A 14,905-nucleotide genomic window follows, 5' to 3' on the forward strand; every position below is an offset into this window, starting at 1 on the left:
ATGGCCCGCACCCTCTTCCCCGGCTGCGACGTCTGGCTCAACAACCCCCTGCGCCCCCTGGAAGCCTGCGGCACCTCCGGCATGAAAGCAGCCATCAACGGCTCCCTGAACCTCTCCGTGCTCGATGGCTGGTGGGACGAAATGTACGACGGCGAAAACGGCTGGGCCATCCCCACCGCCAACAACGACGCCTCACCCACCGAACGCGACGACATCGAAGCAGCCGCCCTCTACGAACTCCTCGAAACCCAAGTCGCACCCCGCTTCTACGGCACCACCGTCTCCGACGCCGCCGGCGCAGCAGGACCCTCCCAACCCGCCACCGGCACCACACCCACCCACTGGGTCGCCATGATCAAACACACCCTCGCCCACCTCGGCCCCGCCGTCTCCGCCGAACGCATGCTCCAGGACTACGTCAACACCCTCTACCGCCCCGCAGCGGACTCGGGACGCCGTGCCGTCGCCGAATCCTTCAAGGAAGCCAAGGAGCTCGCAGCGTGGATCACCAAGATCCGGGGTGCGTGGGATCAACTGATCGTGGAACACGTCGACTCGGTCGGAGTGTCCGAGGAACCGCTGATCGGCGACACCCTCCACGTCAACGCCTACGTCGCCCTTCACACCCTGACGCCGGACGACGTCAGCGTCGAGGTGGTCTATGGCCGGGCGGAAGACAACGATGAACTGGAAGACGTCACCCGCGCCGAGCTGAGCTCATTCGAGGACCTCGGGAACGGCCGGCACCTGTTCACGGGATCCATCCTCATCAACCGCTCCGGCTCCTTCGGCTACACCGTCCGGGTCCTCCCCAAACACCCGGCACTGGCATCCAAAGCCGAACTCGGCCTCATCGTCAACGCCTAAGCAACGCTGACGCATGGCAACCCGGCCACCGGGTGGGCTTCGGCCCACCCGGTGGCCGTTTGGGTTATTGCTGGAAAACCGCGATCACAGCGAGGTCCCGGCCGGCGTAGCTCTCGGCATCCTGGAGGATTTCGCACACGACTCCGAAGGAACGGTCCGTCCGATACGCGGCGGGAACCTGCCAGATCAGGGTGACGGGCGGCTGGTCATCCTCTGACACGGTGTCCGCGAAATCATGCAGCGAATCGTTGAGGGCATCCAAGTTCACGCCGTAGTACTCGGGGAAGTCGAGGACTTGCCCGAAAACCTCCAGGATTGCCTGCTTGGTGGCCGCCGGTGGGACCAGGACGGTGCGGCGGCCGGCGTCGGACACCTGGTCCTGCAGTTCTTCCAAGGTCCATGTGTCCGCGGAATAGATTTTCATTTATGCCCTACTTGCCCTCGACGATGGGTACCTGACGTGCCTGCCCCGGCGTGGGTCGGCGTCGTACCCTTCCTACGTGCGGTAGATGTTGATCGTGTTGCCTTGGACGATTTCCCGCTCGCCGGCGGCAACCAACGCACCTTGCCGGCGGTCGTTGAGCTCGGACGTCGTCAGCCGGAGTTCGAACATGCGGTGTCCCGCTCCGGATTCCGCGATCAACTTGGGCAGCACGATTTTCTTGTCGTCCTTGTGCCCGTTGATCACGAGCAAGCCGCGGAACGCACCGCCTTCCGAACTCGCCAAGAGCTGCAGGATCCGTACCGAGGGATCGTTCCATTTGGCCGCCGTCATGGGTTGGCCTTTTTCGTCGAACCAGTCCAGGTCCGTCCGGCTGTCCGGGAATCCGGGGTCCTGGGCTTGCAGGAACTCCTTGCGGAGCCGGATCACGCGTTTGGTGCTCCGCAGCATGTCATGGGACTCGGGTGTTTGGGTCCAGTCGAGCCACGTGAGCTGGTTGTCCTGGCAATAGGCGTTGTTGTTTCCGTGCTGCGTGCGGCCGAGTTCGTCGCCGGCGGTGATCATCGGTACGCCGATGGAGATCATCAGTGTGGTCATGAGGTTCCGCTTCGACAACGCCCGGGCGGCGAGGATGGTCTCGTTCTCGGTCCGGCCCTCGAAACCATGGTTGTAGCTGCGGTTGTCGCTGTGGCCGTCGCGGTTTTGTTCGCCGTTGGCTTCGTTGTGCTTGCGGTCGTAGGAAACGAGGTCGGCGAGCGTGAAGCCGTCGTGGGCCGTGACGAAGTTCAGGGAGGCCAGCCGCGAACGTCCCGACGGCCCGAAGACCCGCGCCGAACCCGTCAAAGCATCGGCGAGGGCGCCCACGCCACTGGACTGCCCCGGTTCCACGCCGCTCCGGTCCGAGAGCCAGAAGCGACGGACGCCGTCGCGGAAGTGGTCGTTCCAGTCAGCCCAGCCTTTGGGGAAGCGTCCTGTCTGCCAACCGCCGTAGCCGACGTCCCACGGTTCGGAAATGAGCTTGGACTTGGACAGGACCGGGTCTTCCGCGATCCGCTTCAAGAAGGGGTGTCCAAGGTCGAATTCGTTGCCCGCGTTGCGGCATAGCGTCACGGCGAGGTCGAAGCGGAAACCGTCGATGTGGAACTCATCCACCCAGTAGCGCAGTGAGTCGATCGCGAGGTCCACAATCCTGGGCTCGGCGAAGTTCAGGGTATTGCCGCAACCGGTCGTGTCCAGGTACCGGCCGTGGGCATCGTGGCGGTAGTACTGCTGCTCCCCCAGGCCCCGGAAGCTGAAGGTGTCACCGTCCGGACCGCCCTCGGCCGTGTGGTTGTAGACGACGTCGAGAATCACCTCGATCCCGGCGGCATGGAGGAGCTTCACCATGCCTTTGAACTCGTCCTGGACGGCGTGCGGGCCTGCTTGTTGGGCGGCCTGCGTGGCGTAATCGGCGTGCGGAGCGAAGAACGCAGCGGTGTTGTATCCCCAGTAATTGGTCAAGCCGAGGTACTGCAAGTGCTGCTCGTCCATGTGGAAATGGACGGGAAGCAGCTGCACGGCCGTCACGCCCAAGGAGTGGAAGTGCTCGATCATGGCGGGGTGGGCCATGCCGGCGTAGGTCCCACGAAGGTGCTCCGGAATATCCGGGTGGAGCATGCTCTGGCCACGGACGTGCGCTTCGTAGACGATGGTTTCCCGCCACGGCGTTCGGGGCTGCTTGTCATCGCCCCAGTCGAACGCCGATTCCATGCGCACCGAGCTCAGGTGCTCGCCGCGTTGATGCACCGCGCGTCCGTAGGGATCGAGCAGGAGCTGCCCGACGTCGTCGGAATCGAAATCCGGTGCGGGGACCGAAAGAGGCAACGCTTCCTCGTGGGGCGCTCCGCGGAAACCGTAGCGCGTGCCCGCGGGCAGGTTCTCGACGAGCCCGTGGTGGACGCCGTCGTCGCATTTCGGCAGCGTCTGGACCTTCCAGGATTCGCCCGGCGCTTTGTACGCGATCTCCACCGTGCTGAGGCCAGGCGCCCAGACGGCCACGTTGACCCGTTCCGGGGAAGAAGCTTCGGCGTCCGATGATGCGGGCTGCGGGAGACTCAGCCCCAGCGGCGAGGGCCGCGAGGCGTCGGTAGTGGATGCTGTGTCGAAGATCGGCATAACCATTGATTGAAAGCTTAGCCGCCGTGGCTAAATCTCCGTTGCCGCTTCCCGATTGTTTCGGCAATTGAACTCCCCCGGCCCCGCTGTGCGAGTTCGTATCCGCCTTGCGATCGTTGCATACTTTGCCTATAAGCCAACGTGGAGGTAGACGTGCGAATCGCCCTTGCTCAAATCATCAGCGGCCGCGACCTGGCAGGGAACCTGGTCCTGGTGGAAGATTACGCCCGGCGGGCCAAGGAGGGCCGCGCCGAACTGGTGGTCTTCCCGGAGGCAACCATGCGCGCGTTCGGGAATTCGCTCATCGATATCGCAGAACCGATGGACGGGCCGTGGGCAAGCCGCGTGCGTGAAATCGCCAAGGACCTGGAGATAGTTATTGTGGCCGGGATGTTCACGCCCGGCACGGCCTCCGATTCCGGGAGCAAAGTGCGGAACACGCTCCTCGCGACGGGGCCAGGCGTTGAGGCCAGCTACGACAAGATCCATTTGTTCGACGCCTTCGGCTTTGCCGAATCGGACACGGTGGACGCTGGCACGGAACCGGTGACGTTCGACGTCGGCGGCCTCACCTTCGGCTTGTCCACTTGCTACGACATCCGATTCCCGGCCCTCTTCACGGCCAACGCCGCCCGCGGCGCCGAAGTGAACATCGTCTCTGCCTCCTGGGGTGCCGGGCCCGGCAAAGCAGAACAATGGAAGCTCCTGGCGCGCGCCCGCGCTCTCGACGCGACCACGTTCGTCCTGGCGTGCGGACAGGGCGATCCCGCGAGCCAAGGCGTCGAAGCCAAAGGTGCCGCGCCCACGGGAGTGGGGCACTCCGCCGTCGTGTCCCCCTTGGGGGACGTCCTGGAAGAGCTCGACGCCGCCCCCGGCCTTTTGTTCGCGGAGCTGGATCCCGCCGTCGTACAGGCCGCGAGGCAGAAGCTTCCCGTACTGGCCAACCGCCGCGACTTCTAAAGCGAACAGCGACGCCCGCTCACATCAAGTGAGCGGGCGCTGTTGGTTTTGGCGCCATTCCTGAGCGAGCATCGGAAGAAAACGCGGCAAAGGTGAGCGAGCGTTTGGCGGCGCGGCCGGCATCCGGCAGCGTGCGTCTAAGGGAGGAACGACCGAGCACGCAGAGGATGGCGGCTGGGCCGCCACCCAATCGGTTACTTCGTGGAGCGCTGCCTTGAGACTTCGTAAAGCGAGATGCCGACGGCCATGGAAGCGTTGAGCGATTCCATGGCGGAATCGATCGGGATGGAAATGATCTGGTCGCAGTTTTCGCGGACCAGGCGGCTGAGGCCCTTGCCTTCGGAGCCCACCACGATGCACACGGGCTCAGTAGCCAAAGAGAGGTCCGGGAGCGAGACGTCGCCGTCACCGTCCAGGCCAAGGACGAAGATCCCCATGTCCTTGAACTGCTTCAGTGCATTGTTCAGGTTGGAGGCGCGCGCCACAGGCACGCGGACTGCCGCCCCCGCGCTGGTCTTCCATGCCGAGGCCGTTACGCCGACCGAGCGTCGCTCCGGAACGATGACGCCGTGGCCGGAGAAGGCCGAAACCGAGCGGATGATGGCACCCAGGTTCCGGGGATCGGTGATGCCGTCGAGGGCGACGAAAAGGGGCGCGTTCGCGATGTGCCCCTTCTTCCACTTGGCCACCGTTTCCTCGGCGAGCTCGTAGGCGTCCTCGTATTCATACGGGGGAATCTGGAGCACGAGGCCCTGGTGCACGGCGTCGTCGGTCATGCGGTCGAGCTCGGGCTTGCCGGTTTCCAACAGCGGAATGCCGCGATCAGCCGCAAGCTTGAGGGACTCCTTCACGCGGTCGTCCATCTCGATCCGGATTGCTACGTGCAGGGCCTTCGCGGGGATTCCTGCGCGAAGGGCCTCGACGACGGAGTTGCGTCCAGTGACGACTTCCTCAGTGGCACGGCCCTTCGGGCCGGAGCGGGCGCCGGCTGCCGCCCGGGTGCTTGTGCCTGCCGGGCGCTTGGCCGCGGAGCGCTCAGCGAGCTGCTTGTTCTTGAAAGCCTTGTGGTAGACGCGGTCCTCGGCTTTGGGGGTTGGCCCCTTGCCTTCGAGCGCTTTGCGCCCGTGGCCACCAGTTCCAGTGGTGGGGCCCTTCTTCTTTTTGACAGCCCGACGACCGTTGTTGGCCATGAATTCCACCCTTGATTGTGTTGAGTACGACTGGAATCAAGTCTACTGAATCAACAAAAGCCGGATTGACGGCGCTTGGCGGCCCGCCGTCAGTCTCTTTTCAGGCTCCAACTGGCACCATCGGCACCATCTTCGACGACGATTCCCGCCGCCGCGAGCACGTCCCGGATCGCGTCGGACGCCGCCCAGTCCTTGGTGGCACGAGCCTTGGCACGGGCCTCCAATTGGGCTTCCACCAGCACTTCAAGTGCTTGGGCCGTCCCGGAATTCTCCTGGACTTCGCCGCGGACATCGTTGAGTCCCAGCACCGTGGTCATGGCCATCACAGACTGGAGCGCTTGTTGGGCACCAGCATCATCACCGTTGGCCAGGGCCGTGTTTCCGGCACGCACCGTTTCATGGAGCACACCAAGCGCCTGCGGGACGTTGAGGTCATCGTCCATCGCGGAACCGAACCCGTCCGGCACAGGACTCGATTCGGGGTGGGCCACGAATTCGCCGCCGAACTTCTTCGAAGCCTTCGCGATGAATCCATAAACGCGTTCGACGGCGGCCGCGGCCTCCTGTAGCGACGTTGGCCGGTAGTCCAAGATCGAACGGTACTGCGCTTGGCCAAGGTAATAGCGGACCACGCGGGGGCTCGCGAGCTCGAGCATTTCGGCAGGGCTGACCGTGTTTCCCACCGACTTGGACATTTTCTCGCCCTCGTAGGTGACCATGCCGTTGTGCATCCAGTAGTTGGCGAAGCCATCACCGGCGGCCTGGGACTGCGCCATCTCGTTCTCATGGTGCGGGAAACGCAAGTCCAGTCCCCCGCCATGGATGTCGAACTGAGAGCCCAGGTACTTCGTGGCCATCGCCGAGCATTCAAGATGCCAGCCCGGACGGCCGGCGCCCCACGGCGAAACCCAGCTCGCCGTCGTCGGCTCCCCGTCCTTGAACCCCTTCCACAGCGCGAAGTCGCGCGCGTCGCGCTTACCGCGGGGGTCGGCGTCTTCCGCGCCCTGCATATCGTCGATGTTCTGGCGTGTCAATGACCCGTATTTGCTCCACGAACGGACGTCGAAGTAGACGTCTCCGGAGTCGTCCAGGGCCGGGTACGCGTGCCCCCGGTCGATCAGGCGCTGGATCAAGGCGTGCATCTCGGGGATATGGCCTGTTGCGCGGGGTTCGTAGCTGGGGCGGCCTACGCCGAGGGTGTCGTAGGCAAGTTCGAATTCCTGCTCATAGCGGTAGGCCAAGGCCCACCACTCCTCTTCAGCTTTCGCGCTGGCCTCCTCCGCCCAGTCCGGCCCGAAAGACAGGGCAGACTTGGCCAGGATCTTGTCGTCGATGTCCGTGACATTGCGGACCACCGTGACGCGGAGGCCGCGGTATTCAAGCCAGCGGGTGAGTTGGTCGAACGCGATCGCGGAACGGACATGTCCCACGTGCGGCATCCCCTGAACCGTGGCACCGCAGTAGTACACGCTTGCCTTGCCGGCCTCAAGGGGAACGAAGTCGCGGACTTCGGCGGATGCGGTGTCGTAAAAGCGGAGGGTCACCGCTCCAGATTAGCCGATGCGCAACGGCTGCCCGCGGTGTGAACAAGCCACAGGCGACGCCGGTCAGGAGCCGGCGTTGTTGGGCGCCTTCGGCGCCGGATAGACAAGGGCAGTGGCGACGGCGGAAATACCTTCGCCGCGGCCCGTGAAGCCCAGTCCGTCGCTCGTGGTGGCCGTGACGCTGACGGGAGCTCCGGCCGCTTCGCTGAGCACCCGCTGGGACTCTTCCCGGCGCGGAGCGAACTTCGGGCTGTTGGATACGAACTGCACCGCGACGTTGCCTATTTCGAATCCGGCCGCACGCACGATCCTGGCCGCTTCCCCGAGCAATCGTACTCCGGACGCGCCGGCAAATTCCGGCCGGTCGGTCCCGAAATGCGTGCCCAGGTCCCCGATGCCGCACGCCGAGAAGAGGGCGTCGGCCGCAGCGTGGGCGACGCAATCGCCGTCGGAATGCCCGGACAGCCCGCGCTCCCCCTCCCACAACAGCCCGCCAAGCCACAGCGGTTGCGGATCGTCTTCCGGCGCGAAGGCGTGGACGTCGACGCCGATTCCGGTACGCGGCAGCACCATGCCGCTGGCTGCCGCGTTCATCAGCCTTCCACCCAGCGGAGTCCGAGAGGACCTTCCAGGAGGCTTTCGGCAATGATGAGGTCCAGCGGCGTGGTGATTTTCAGCGACTGGCTGGCTCCGCGCACCGCGTGGACGGGAATTCCGAGGAGCTCGACGAGCATTGCGTCGTCCGTGATAGCCGCTGCCTGGGAGTCGTCAAACTGCTCGGCGGCAGCGTGGGCGCGGACCAATGTGCCGAAGTCGAAGCCTTGCGGGGTCTGGACTGCCCGAAGCTGTTCGCGCGGAGCGGTACCTGTGACAATCTCGGGCGCGATTCCGGCATCGTCCCCGACGGTGTCCGTGACAGTCTTCACCGTATCCACCACCGGCATCGCCGGGATGACCGCTTTGGCGCCTGATGACAGCGCAGCGGCGACACGCTGGAACACCCGGTCCGGCGTGAGTGCGCGGGCGGCGTCGTGGACCAGCACGGAGCGGGTTCCATCGAGCACCTTGCCGAGTGCCGCGCGGACGGAATCGGCGCGAGTGGACCCGCCGTCTACCACCGAGATCAGCGGCCCGTCCTCACCCGTTTCTTGCCGGAATTCTTCGCAGAGGGCGCGCAGCTCCTGGTCTCCCTCGGGAATCGCGACGCAAATCTGGCGGGCGATGTCTGCTGAGGCAACGCCGCGCAAGGCATGCGTCAGGATGGCTTCGCCGCCCAGCGGCACTTTCGCTTTGGGCATGCCATAGCCAAGCCGCTCACCTGAACCTGCCGCCACAACGACGACGGCCGTGGACTCCCGCTCGGATGGTGTAGTCATGCGGTCAAGCCTACGTGCAAAAGAAAACCCCGGCAGCGGACGCTGCCGGGGTTCAAATCTTTGAATCTCTTAGGAAGCCAGAACTTCGTCGAGAACGCTTGCTGCCTTCTCTTCGTCGGTCTTCTCGGCCAACGCCAGTTCTGAAATCAGAATCTGCCGCGCCTTGGCCAGCATCCGCTTTTCACCTGCGGAAAGGCCGCGATCGTGATCCCTGCGCCAAAGATCGCGGACAACCTCTGCGACCTTGATGACATCGCCGGAAGCAAGCTTTTCCAAGTTTGCCTTGTAACGGCGGGACCAGTTGGTGGGCTCTTCAGTGAACTCGGCACGGAGGACGTCAAATACGTGCTCCAAACCTTCCTTGCCCACTACGTCGCGAACGCCAACAAGATCTACGTTTTCTGCTGGAACTTCAATGGTCAGATCACCCTGAGCCACCTTGAGCTTGAGATACATTTTCTCTTCGCCCTTAATAGTGCGCATCTTGATTTCTTCAATTTTTGCTGCACCGTGGTGAGGGTAAACTACTGTCTCGCCGACCTCAAAAACCATGTGGACTTTCCCCTTTCCCGCAGACTAGTCTATCACGCTTAAGGCATACGATTGGCACGGGGAGGGGCCTGGAACCCAGTAAATACGCGGAAAACGGCCCTTTCAGCCCTCCAACACCCCCTTGACGGGAGGGCATAAAGATGCATTGGACGCAGCGTTCCGGACGAGGATACGCCTCACCGATGGCCGCCACAATGGTGTTCCGAATCCTTGTTTCAGCTGGTTTGCCGATAGGCTATGGCTGAAAAGTGTTCCAAAGACTCTTAGAGGAGTACGCGTCGTGCGCATTACTGCGATGAACCGTGTCCAGCGCGTCAGGCTGGCAATGGCGGCGACCGCCGTCGGCATCGGTCTCATGTCCGTGACCGGCTGTGGCTACATCAACCCCCAACAGACCGACCAGCAGTACTCGCCGTCCGACGGGGTCAGGGCCGACCTCGGTTCGCTGCAGCTGCGCAACATCCTGATCGTCTCCACTGGCGCTGCCAAGCCGGGACGCGTCATCGGGGCTGTCTTCAACCAGTCCGCGAACGACGCCACGCTGACCATCAGCGGATCCGACGGCGCGCAGACGAGCATCCCGGTCAAGGGCAACTCCGAAACGTACCTCAACCAAAGCACGAACCCCGCGATCCTCAGCACCAGCGGCGGAGCTCCCGGCACCCTGGTTTCGGTGACCATCAAGTCCGGCACCGACTCCAGCACCCTGCAGGTCCCGGTCCTGGACGGCTCCCTGAAGGAATACCAGGCCTACATTCCCACGCCATCCGCCACCCCGAGCCCTTCGGTCAGCGATTCGGCGTCCCCGAGCGGCAGCGCGAGCACTGGCGTCAGCATGAGCCCGAGCACCGGCGCCACCGCTTCTCCGACCGCCACGGGCCACTAGGCAATACACGCGAAAAAGGATGGGCTCCCCTCGGGGAGCCCATCCTTTTGTCGTCTTGGCCTGCTTGCGGCCCCCGGCTAATGCCCCGGCTTGAAGCCGGATTCGGGCCGCCTTCGCGGCTTACGGCTCGAACTTGTAGCCCAGGCCGCGCACCGTGACGAGGTAGCGGGGAACGGAAGGATCCGGTTCGATCTTGCTCCGCAGCCGCTTGACGTGGACGTCGAGGGTCTTGGTGTCCCCCACGTAATCCGAACCCCAGACGCGGTCGATCAATTGCCCGCGGGTGAGCACACGGCCCGAGTTGCGGAGAAGCATCTCGAGCAGTTCGAATTCCTTCAGCGGAAGGGATACCTGTTCACCGTTGACGCTCACGACGTGCCGCTCGATGTCCATCCGGACCGGGCCGGCCTGGACCGTGGAGGTGATGAGCTCTTCCGGCTCGCCCTGGCGGCGGAGCACGGCCCGCACCCGCGCCACGAGTTCGCGCGAAGAGTACGGCTTGGTGACGTAGTCGTCGGCGCCCAATTCCAAGCCAACCACTTTGTCTATTTCCGAGTCCTTGGCCGTCAGCATGATGACCGGAACCGTGGAACGCTGCCGCAACTGGCGGCACACCTCAGTGCCAGGCGTGCCCGGAAGCTGGAGGTCCAACAACACGAGGTCGGCGCCGTTGCGGTCAAACTCCACCAAGGCTTCGCTACCGTTATCCACCACCTGGACGTCGAAGCCTTCTTTTCCCAAAAGGTACGACAGGGGGTCGCTGAAGGACTCCTCGTCCTCCACGATCAGAATCCTGCTCAAGCGCCTGCTCCTTGCTCTAGGGCGCGCACCGCGCCCGTCGTTTGAATCATGCTCCGGGGCGTCGCCCCGGGGTCGTCATTCTCCTGGCCTTCCATTTCGGGAAGGCGGATGGTGAAGGTCGAGCCCTGACCGGGCTGGGACCATACGGTGACCTCGCCGCCGTGGTTGGACACCACGTGCTTGACGATGCTCAGTCCCAATCCTGTGCCGCCCGTCTGCCGCGACCTGGCGGCATCCACGCGGTAGAAGCGTTCAAAGATGCGTTCCTGGTCCTCGGGGCTGAGCCCTTCGCCCTGGTCCGTCACGGCGATCGCCACCACGCCTTCCTTGGCGCGGACACCCACACCGACGCGGGTGTTCTCTGGCGAGTATCGGATTGCGTTGTCGATCAGGTTGCGCAGTGCGGTCACCAGCAGGTCCTGGTCGCCGAACACCATGGTTTCGGCGCGGCCGCCCACCACGATCTTGATGTTCTTGACCTCGGCAGGCAATTGCGAACGGTCCACGGCTTCGGCGATGACGGCGTTGATGTCCACGGCATGGCCTTGCTGGGCCACATTGGCGCCCTGCAACCGCGACAGCTCGATGATGTCCTGCACCAGCGCGGCAAGGCGGGTGGATTCCTTGTGCATGCGCTTGGCGAACCGGCGGACGGCTTCTTCGTCGTCCGGGCTGGCTTCCAGGGCTTCCGCAAGGAGCGAAATCGCGCCCACCGGGGTCTTGAGTTCATGCGAAACGTTGGCAACGAAGTCGTTGCGGATTTCCTCGGTGCGCGTGATTTCGGTGCGGTCGTCTGCCAGGAGGACGATGTACTCCCGCCCCAGCATGGCCGCGCGCACTTGCACCACGATGGTGCCCTTGCCGAGCGGACCGCGCGGCAATTCGAACGTCTCTTCCAGGATCACGCCATCCCGCCGGACTTTGGCAGTCATGTCCAGCAATTGCTTGTGGACCACGGTATGGCCCCGCACGAGACCGTAGGCGTAGGCCGCGGGACTAGCCCGGACGACGCCGTCGATCGCGTCCACCACCACGAAAGCGCGCCCGACGACGGACAGCACCTCTGCGGCTCCCTCAGGCAGGAGGGGCTCGCTGACATCGAGGTCGACGATCTTGCGCTGCCGCTCGCTGAGCCTGAAAGCGAGCACGCCAAGGACGCCGCACGACAGGCCGGCAAGGCCTGCGATGACACCGATGAGCACTGGATCCACGGATCTAGCTTATGCGCTCGAAACACTGCAAAATATGGAACATCCACCAAACAGCGCCGGTTCAGCTAACGTTCACCTAAAGGTGCGCAACCGTTCATTGACCACTGCCAGCCTTACTAGTTGGACCGTAGTTTGCTGTGCCCATTTCCGTGCTGTATTGAGGAGCACGGAGGGATTCCAAGGAGAGGACGCCAACGTGCGCAAGGTATTTCAAGAGGAGCTCATCCAGGTCGGTGAGGACCTCATCGAGATCTCAAAGCTGGTCACAGAGGCAATCCAGAACGCGACCACTGCCTTTGAAGGGGCCGACGTCGATCTCGCCCAGGATGTCATCGCCGCGGATGCCCGCATCGATTTCCTGCAGAACGGCCTCGACGAACGCGCCATCGACATCCTCGCGCTCCAGGGTCCGGTAGCCAGCGACCTCCGGATGATCGTCGGCTCCCTGCGGATGAGCGCGTCGCTTGAGCGCATGGGCGACCTCGCCCGGCACATCGCCCAGCTGGCGCGCCTACGCTACCCGGCCACCGTCATTCCGGAGCAGCTGACCGCAACGTTCAAGGACATGGCCCGCCTGGATCTGGAGATCATCCAGAAGGTCACCCAGCTCCTTGAGACGCGCGACCTCGAAGTTGCCCGCGACATCCTGAAGCTCAACATCGCCGTGGACGACCTCCACTTGAGCGTCTTCCGCGCCGTGGCCGACCCCGCTTGGGCAGAGACGTCGGCAACCACCGTGGACGTCGCCCTCGCCAGCCGCTACTTCGAGCGTTTCGCCGATCACGGCGTCTCCGTAGCCCGGAAAGTCACCTACCTGGTCACCGGCGAATGGCAGCCTGAAGGCTTCTAGCCGCGGCTTCCGAACCCGTTAAATAACGACGTCGGCCGGCCCACCTCGCGAGGTGGGCCGGCCGACGTCGTTATGCCTTTAAGTTACTTTTTACCCTGCGCAGCGACGGCCTTGATGGATTCGGCCGCGGCCTCGGGATCGAGGTAGGTGCCGCCACGGTTGATCGGCTGGAAGTTCTCGTCCAGCTCGTAGACCAGCGGGATGCCTGTGGGGATGTTCAGGCCCGCAATGTCTTCGTCGCTGATTCCGTCGAGGTGCTTGACGAGGGCGCGCAGCGAGTTGCCGTGGGCCGTGACCAGGACGGTCTTGCCGGCCTTGAGGTCTTCCTTGATGTCCGATTCCCAGTACGGCAGGAGGCGTACGAGGACGTCCTTGAGGCATTCGGTGCGCGGAAGGGCGTCGCCGAGGCCCGCGTAACGGGGATCGTTGGCCTGGGAGAACTCGCTGTCGTCGGAAAGGGGCGGCGGCGGGGTGTCGTAGCTGCGACGCCATTCCATGAACTGCTCTTCGCCGAATTCGGCGAGGGTCTGGGCCTTGTCCTTGCCCTGCAGGGCGCCGTAATGGCGCTCGTTGAGGCGCCAGTCGCGCTTGACGTCGATCCAGCCGCGGTCGGCCTTGTCGAGGGCGATGTTGGCGGTGTTGATGGCCCGCTTCAGGCGCGAGGTGTACAGGATGTCAGGCAGGACGTTGTTCTCGACCAGGAGCTCTCCACCGCGGGCAGCTTCGGTACGGCCTTGGTCGTTCAAATCGACGTCCACCCAGCCGGTGAACAGGTTCTTTGCGTTCCAGTCGCTGTGGCCGTGGCGCAGCAGGATCAACTTGTAAGTCATGGTCCTCATCCTAAGCGATCCGGCCCTGCCGTTACCGGGCGTTACGCCGTACAGGACGGCCGGGTACGGGCTGCTGCGGTTAAGCTTGGACCGTGGTGCAGAAGGCGGAACGGGTGCAAGGCAAGCGCGGCAAACCCGTCGGAAACGTCACGCGAGGCACCACCAATCCCAACCGGATGCGCCGGCTGGACCGCTGGTTGGCGGGACCACAGGCATGGCGGCTGCGCGCCGCCGTCGACCCCCTCGTGGTGGACTTGGGCTACGGCGCTTCGCCGGCCACCGCCGTCGAGCTTTTCGAGCGCCTGCAGGCTGTCCGGGGTGACGTGCGCGTGTGCGGGATCGAGATCGAGCCGGAGCGCGTCCGCATTGCCAAGCCTTTGGAACGGCCGGGGCTCAGCTTCGCGGTCGGCGGATTCGAGCTGCCCGTTCCCGGAAATCCTGTCCTGGTACGCGCCTTCAACGTCCTGCGGCAATACGAAGAAGGGGATGTTGCCGGGATCTGGGGTCTGGTGCAGTCACGCCTCGCGCCAGGCGGCCTGTTCATCGACGGTACATGCGACGAGATCGGCCGCCGCGTGACGTGGGTTGCCCTGGATGCCGACGGACCCCTCAGCTTGAGCATGTCCATACGGTTCGGGGCGTTTGAGCGGCCCTCCGAGGTCGCCGAACGCCTGCCCAAGGCCCTCATCCACCGGAATATTCCCGGAGAACGGATCCATGCTTTCCTGAACGCCTTGGACAAGGCCTGGCTCGAGGCGGCTCCGCTCGCGTCGTTCGGGAACAGGCAGCGCTGGACCGCGATGTGCCGGGCAATGCGCGACGCCGGATGGCCGCTTCAGGACGGACCGTCACGATGGCGATTGGGCGAACTTACGGTCGACTGGCCGGCTGTGGCTCCGAGTTACCAGGGCCCGTAGGGACCTTGGTTCCGGCCAGTCCCGGTTTCCTTCACGGCAGGACGGACATCGGCCAGGTAGACACAGGCCGCAGTGACCGCCGCGATCCCGAAAATTCCGAAACCGCCACCGCCGGTGAGGACGGACAGGCCGCCGATGATCGCCGCGACGGCGGTCATGGCGAGCCAGAAGGTCTTGGTGCGCTTGGATGCCGCCTCGAAGGAAGAAGGCTTGTGGCGCAGGCAATCCACGAGAGCCCAGAGTTCCAAAGCAAAGGCGACCAGGCCCAGGATGTACCAAATCCCGTTCTGGATGTACCCGATAAGTTCTTTTCCGTCCACGCCCT

15 protein-coding genes and 1 pseudogene are annotated in these 14,905 nt (G+C 64.1%); 5 read left to right on the forward strand and 11 right to left on the reverse strand.

Going from position 1 to position 14,905, the window contains the following annotated elements:
- Positions 1–867: pseudogene (locus tag E1809_RS24320) on the forward strand (glycosyltransferase family 1 protein); the annotation flags it as partial.
- Positions 868–931: 64 nt separating this feature from the next.
- Here the strand turns inward: E1809_RS24320 and E1809_RS24325 are convergent.
- Together E1809_RS24325 and glgX are read right to left on the reverse strand one after the other, a co-directional pair.
- Positions 932–1,291, reverse strand: a complete 360-nt coding sequence (locus E1809_RS24325; protein ID WP_133206815.1) for a barstar family protein — start codon at positions 1,289–1,291, stop codon at positions 932–934.
- 72 nt (positions 1,292–1,363) lie between these two features.
- Positions 1,364–3,469, reverse strand: a complete 2,106-nt coding sequence (gene glgX / locus E1809_RS24330) for a glycogen debranching protein GlgX (RefSeq protein WP_133206816.1) — start codon at positions 3,467–3,469, stop codon at positions 1,364–1,366.
- A gap of 147 nt (positions 3,470–3,616) precedes the next feature.
- Here glgX and E1809_RS24335 point away from each other — a divergent pair, with 147 nt between their 5' ends.
- Entirely contained in the window at positions 3,617–4,423 is an 807-nt protein-coding gene (locus E1809_RS24335; RefSeq protein WP_133206817.1) for a carbon-nitrogen hydrolase family protein, read from the forward strand.
- Positions 4,424–4,617: 194 nt separating this feature from the next.
- Here E1809_RS24335 and rlmB read toward each other — a convergent pair whose 3' ends face one another.
- From rlmB to E1809_RS24360, 5 genes are all read right to left on the reverse strand, one after another.
- Positions 4,618–5,613, reverse strand: coding sequence for a 23S rRNA (guanosine(2251)-2'-O)-methyltransferase RlmB (rlmB, locus tag E1809_RS24340; RefSeq protein WP_133206818.1), 996 nt, complete (start codon positions 5,611–5,613; stop codon positions 4,618–4,620).
- Between the two features lie 89 nt (positions 5,614–5,702).
- Positions 5,703–7,157 carry a cysteine--tRNA ligase gene (cysS, locus tag E1809_RS24345; RefSeq protein WP_133206819.1) on the reverse strand — a complete coding sequence of 485 codons (1,455 nt, stop codon included), beginning with the start codon at positions 7,155–7,157 and terminating at the stop codon, positions 5,703–5,705.
- 63 nt (positions 7,158–7,220) lie between these two features.
- A complete protein-coding gene (gene ispF, locus E1809_RS24350) occupies positions 7,221–7,730 on the reverse strand; it encodes a 2-C-methyl-D-erythritol 2,4-cyclodiphosphate synthase (protein ID WP_133206837.1) in 510 nt (169 codons plus the stop codon).
- Positions 7,731–7,750: 20 nt separating this feature from the next.
- Positions 7,751–8,533 carry a 2-C-methyl-D-erythritol 4-phosphate cytidylyltransferase gene (gene ispD / locus E1809_RS24355; RefSeq protein WP_133206820.1) on the reverse strand — a complete coding sequence of 261 codons (783 nt, stop codon included), beginning with the start codon at positions 8,531–8,533 and terminating at the stop codon, positions 7,751–7,753.
- A 69-nt stretch (positions 8,534–8,602) separates the two neighbouring features.
- Entirely contained in the window at positions 8,603–9,085 is a 483-nt protein-coding gene (locus tag E1809_RS24360; RefSeq protein WP_011690592.1) for a CarD family transcriptional regulator, read from the reverse strand.
- A gap of 295 nt (positions 9,086–9,380) precedes the next feature.
- Between E1809_RS24360 and E1809_RS24365 the strand changes: the two genes are divergently transcribed.
- On the forward strand, positions 9,381–9,971 hold the full coding sequence (locus E1809_RS24365; protein WP_133206838.1) for a hypothetical protein: 591 nt from the start codon (positions 9,381–9,383) through the stop codon (positions 9,969–9,971).
- Between the two features lie 120 nt (positions 9,972–10,091).
- On the opposite strand, the gene E1809_RS24370 is transcribed toward E1809_RS24365, so the two are convergent.
- Positions 10,092–10,772, reverse strand: coding sequence for a response regulator transcription factor (locus E1809_RS24370; protein ID WP_133206821.1), 681 nt, complete (start codon positions 10,770–10,772; stop codon positions 10,092–10,094).
- On the reverse strand, positions 10,769–11,974 hold the full coding sequence (locus E1809_RS24375) for a sensor histidine kinase (protein WP_235835762.1): 1,206 nt from the start codon (positions 11,972–11,974) through the stop codon (positions 10,769–10,771). The genes E1809_RS24370 and E1809_RS24375 overlap by 4 nt, the downstream gene beginning before the upstream one ends.
- Positions 11,975–12,179: 205 nt before the next feature.
- Between E1809_RS24375 and phoU the strand changes: the two genes are divergently transcribed.
- Positions 12,180–12,833: a phosphate signaling complex protein PhoU gene (phoU, locus tag E1809_RS24380; RefSeq protein WP_133206822.1), complete on the forward strand. Its 654-nt coding sequence runs from the start codon at positions 12,180–12,182 to the stop codon at positions 12,831–12,833.
- Positions 12,834–12,916: 83 nt separating this feature from the next.
- Here the strand turns inward: phoU and E1809_RS24385 are convergent, their stop codons facing one another.
- Positions 12,917–13,663: a phosphoglyceromutase gene (locus E1809_RS24385; RefSeq protein ID WP_133206823.1), complete on the reverse strand. Its 747-nt coding sequence runs from the start codon at positions 13,661–13,663 to the stop codon at positions 12,917–12,919.
- A gap of 92 nt (positions 13,664–13,755) precedes the next feature.
- Here E1809_RS24385 and E1809_RS24390 point away from each other — a divergent pair, with 92 nt between their 5' ends.
- Complete coding sequence (locus E1809_RS24390) at positions 13,756–14,580, forward strand: class I SAM-dependent methyltransferase (protein WP_374102712.1); 825 nt, start codon at positions 13,756–13,758, stop codon at positions 14,578–14,580.
- Here the strand turns inward: E1809_RS24390 and E1809_RS24395 are convergent.
- The gene (locus E1809_RS24395) at positions 14,565–14,900 is read right to left on the reverse strand and encodes a DUF2516 family protein (RefSeq protein WP_133206824.1); all 336 of its coding nucleotides are present in this window, start codon (positions 14,898–14,900) and stop codon (positions 14,565–14,567) included. The two genes, E1809_RS24390 and E1809_RS24395, sit on opposite strands and share 16 nt — an antisense overlap.
- Positions 14,901–14,905: the final 5 nt, after the last annotated feature.

Source organism: Arthrobacter terricola (genome assembly GCF_004354015.1).
GTDB classification, from domain to species: domain Bacteria; phylum Actinomycetota; class Actinomycetes; order Actinomycetales; family Micrococcaceae; genus Arthrobacter; species Arthrobacter terricola.

Bases quoted from the DNA above. Each gene is read 5' to 3' on its own strand.
- E1809_RS24365 (WP_133206838.1), top strand. From the start codon at position 9,381: ATGAACCGTGTCCAGCGCGTCAGGCTGGCAATGGCGGCGACCGCCGTC.
- glgX (WP_133206816.1), bottom strand. From the start codon at position 3,469: ATGGTTATGCCGATCTTCGACACAGCATCCACTACCGACGCCTCGCGG.
- ispF (WP_133206837.1), bottom strand. From the start codon at position 7,730: ATGGTGCTGCCGCGTACCGGAATCGGCGTCGACGTCCACGCCTTCGCG.
- E1809_RS24360 (WP_011690592.1), bottom strand. From the start codon at position 9,085: ATGGTTTTTGAGGTCGGCGAGACAGTAGTTTACCCTCACCACGGTGCA.
- rlmB (WP_133206818.1), bottom strand. From the start codon at position 5,613: ATGGCCAACAACGGTCGTCGGGCTGTCAAAAAGAAGAAGGGCCCCACC.
- ispD (WP_133206820.1), bottom strand. From the start codon at position 8,533: ATGACTACACCATCCGAGCGGGAGTCCACGGCCGTCGTCGTTGTGGCG.
- E1809_RS24385 (WP_133206823.1), bottom strand. From the start codon at position 13,663: ATGACTTACAAGTTGATCCTGCTGCGCCACGGCCACAGCGACTGGAAC.
- E1809_RS24325 (WP_133206815.1), bottom strand. From the start codon at position 1,291: ATGAAAATCTATTCCGCGGACACATGGACCTTGGAAGAACTGCAGGAC.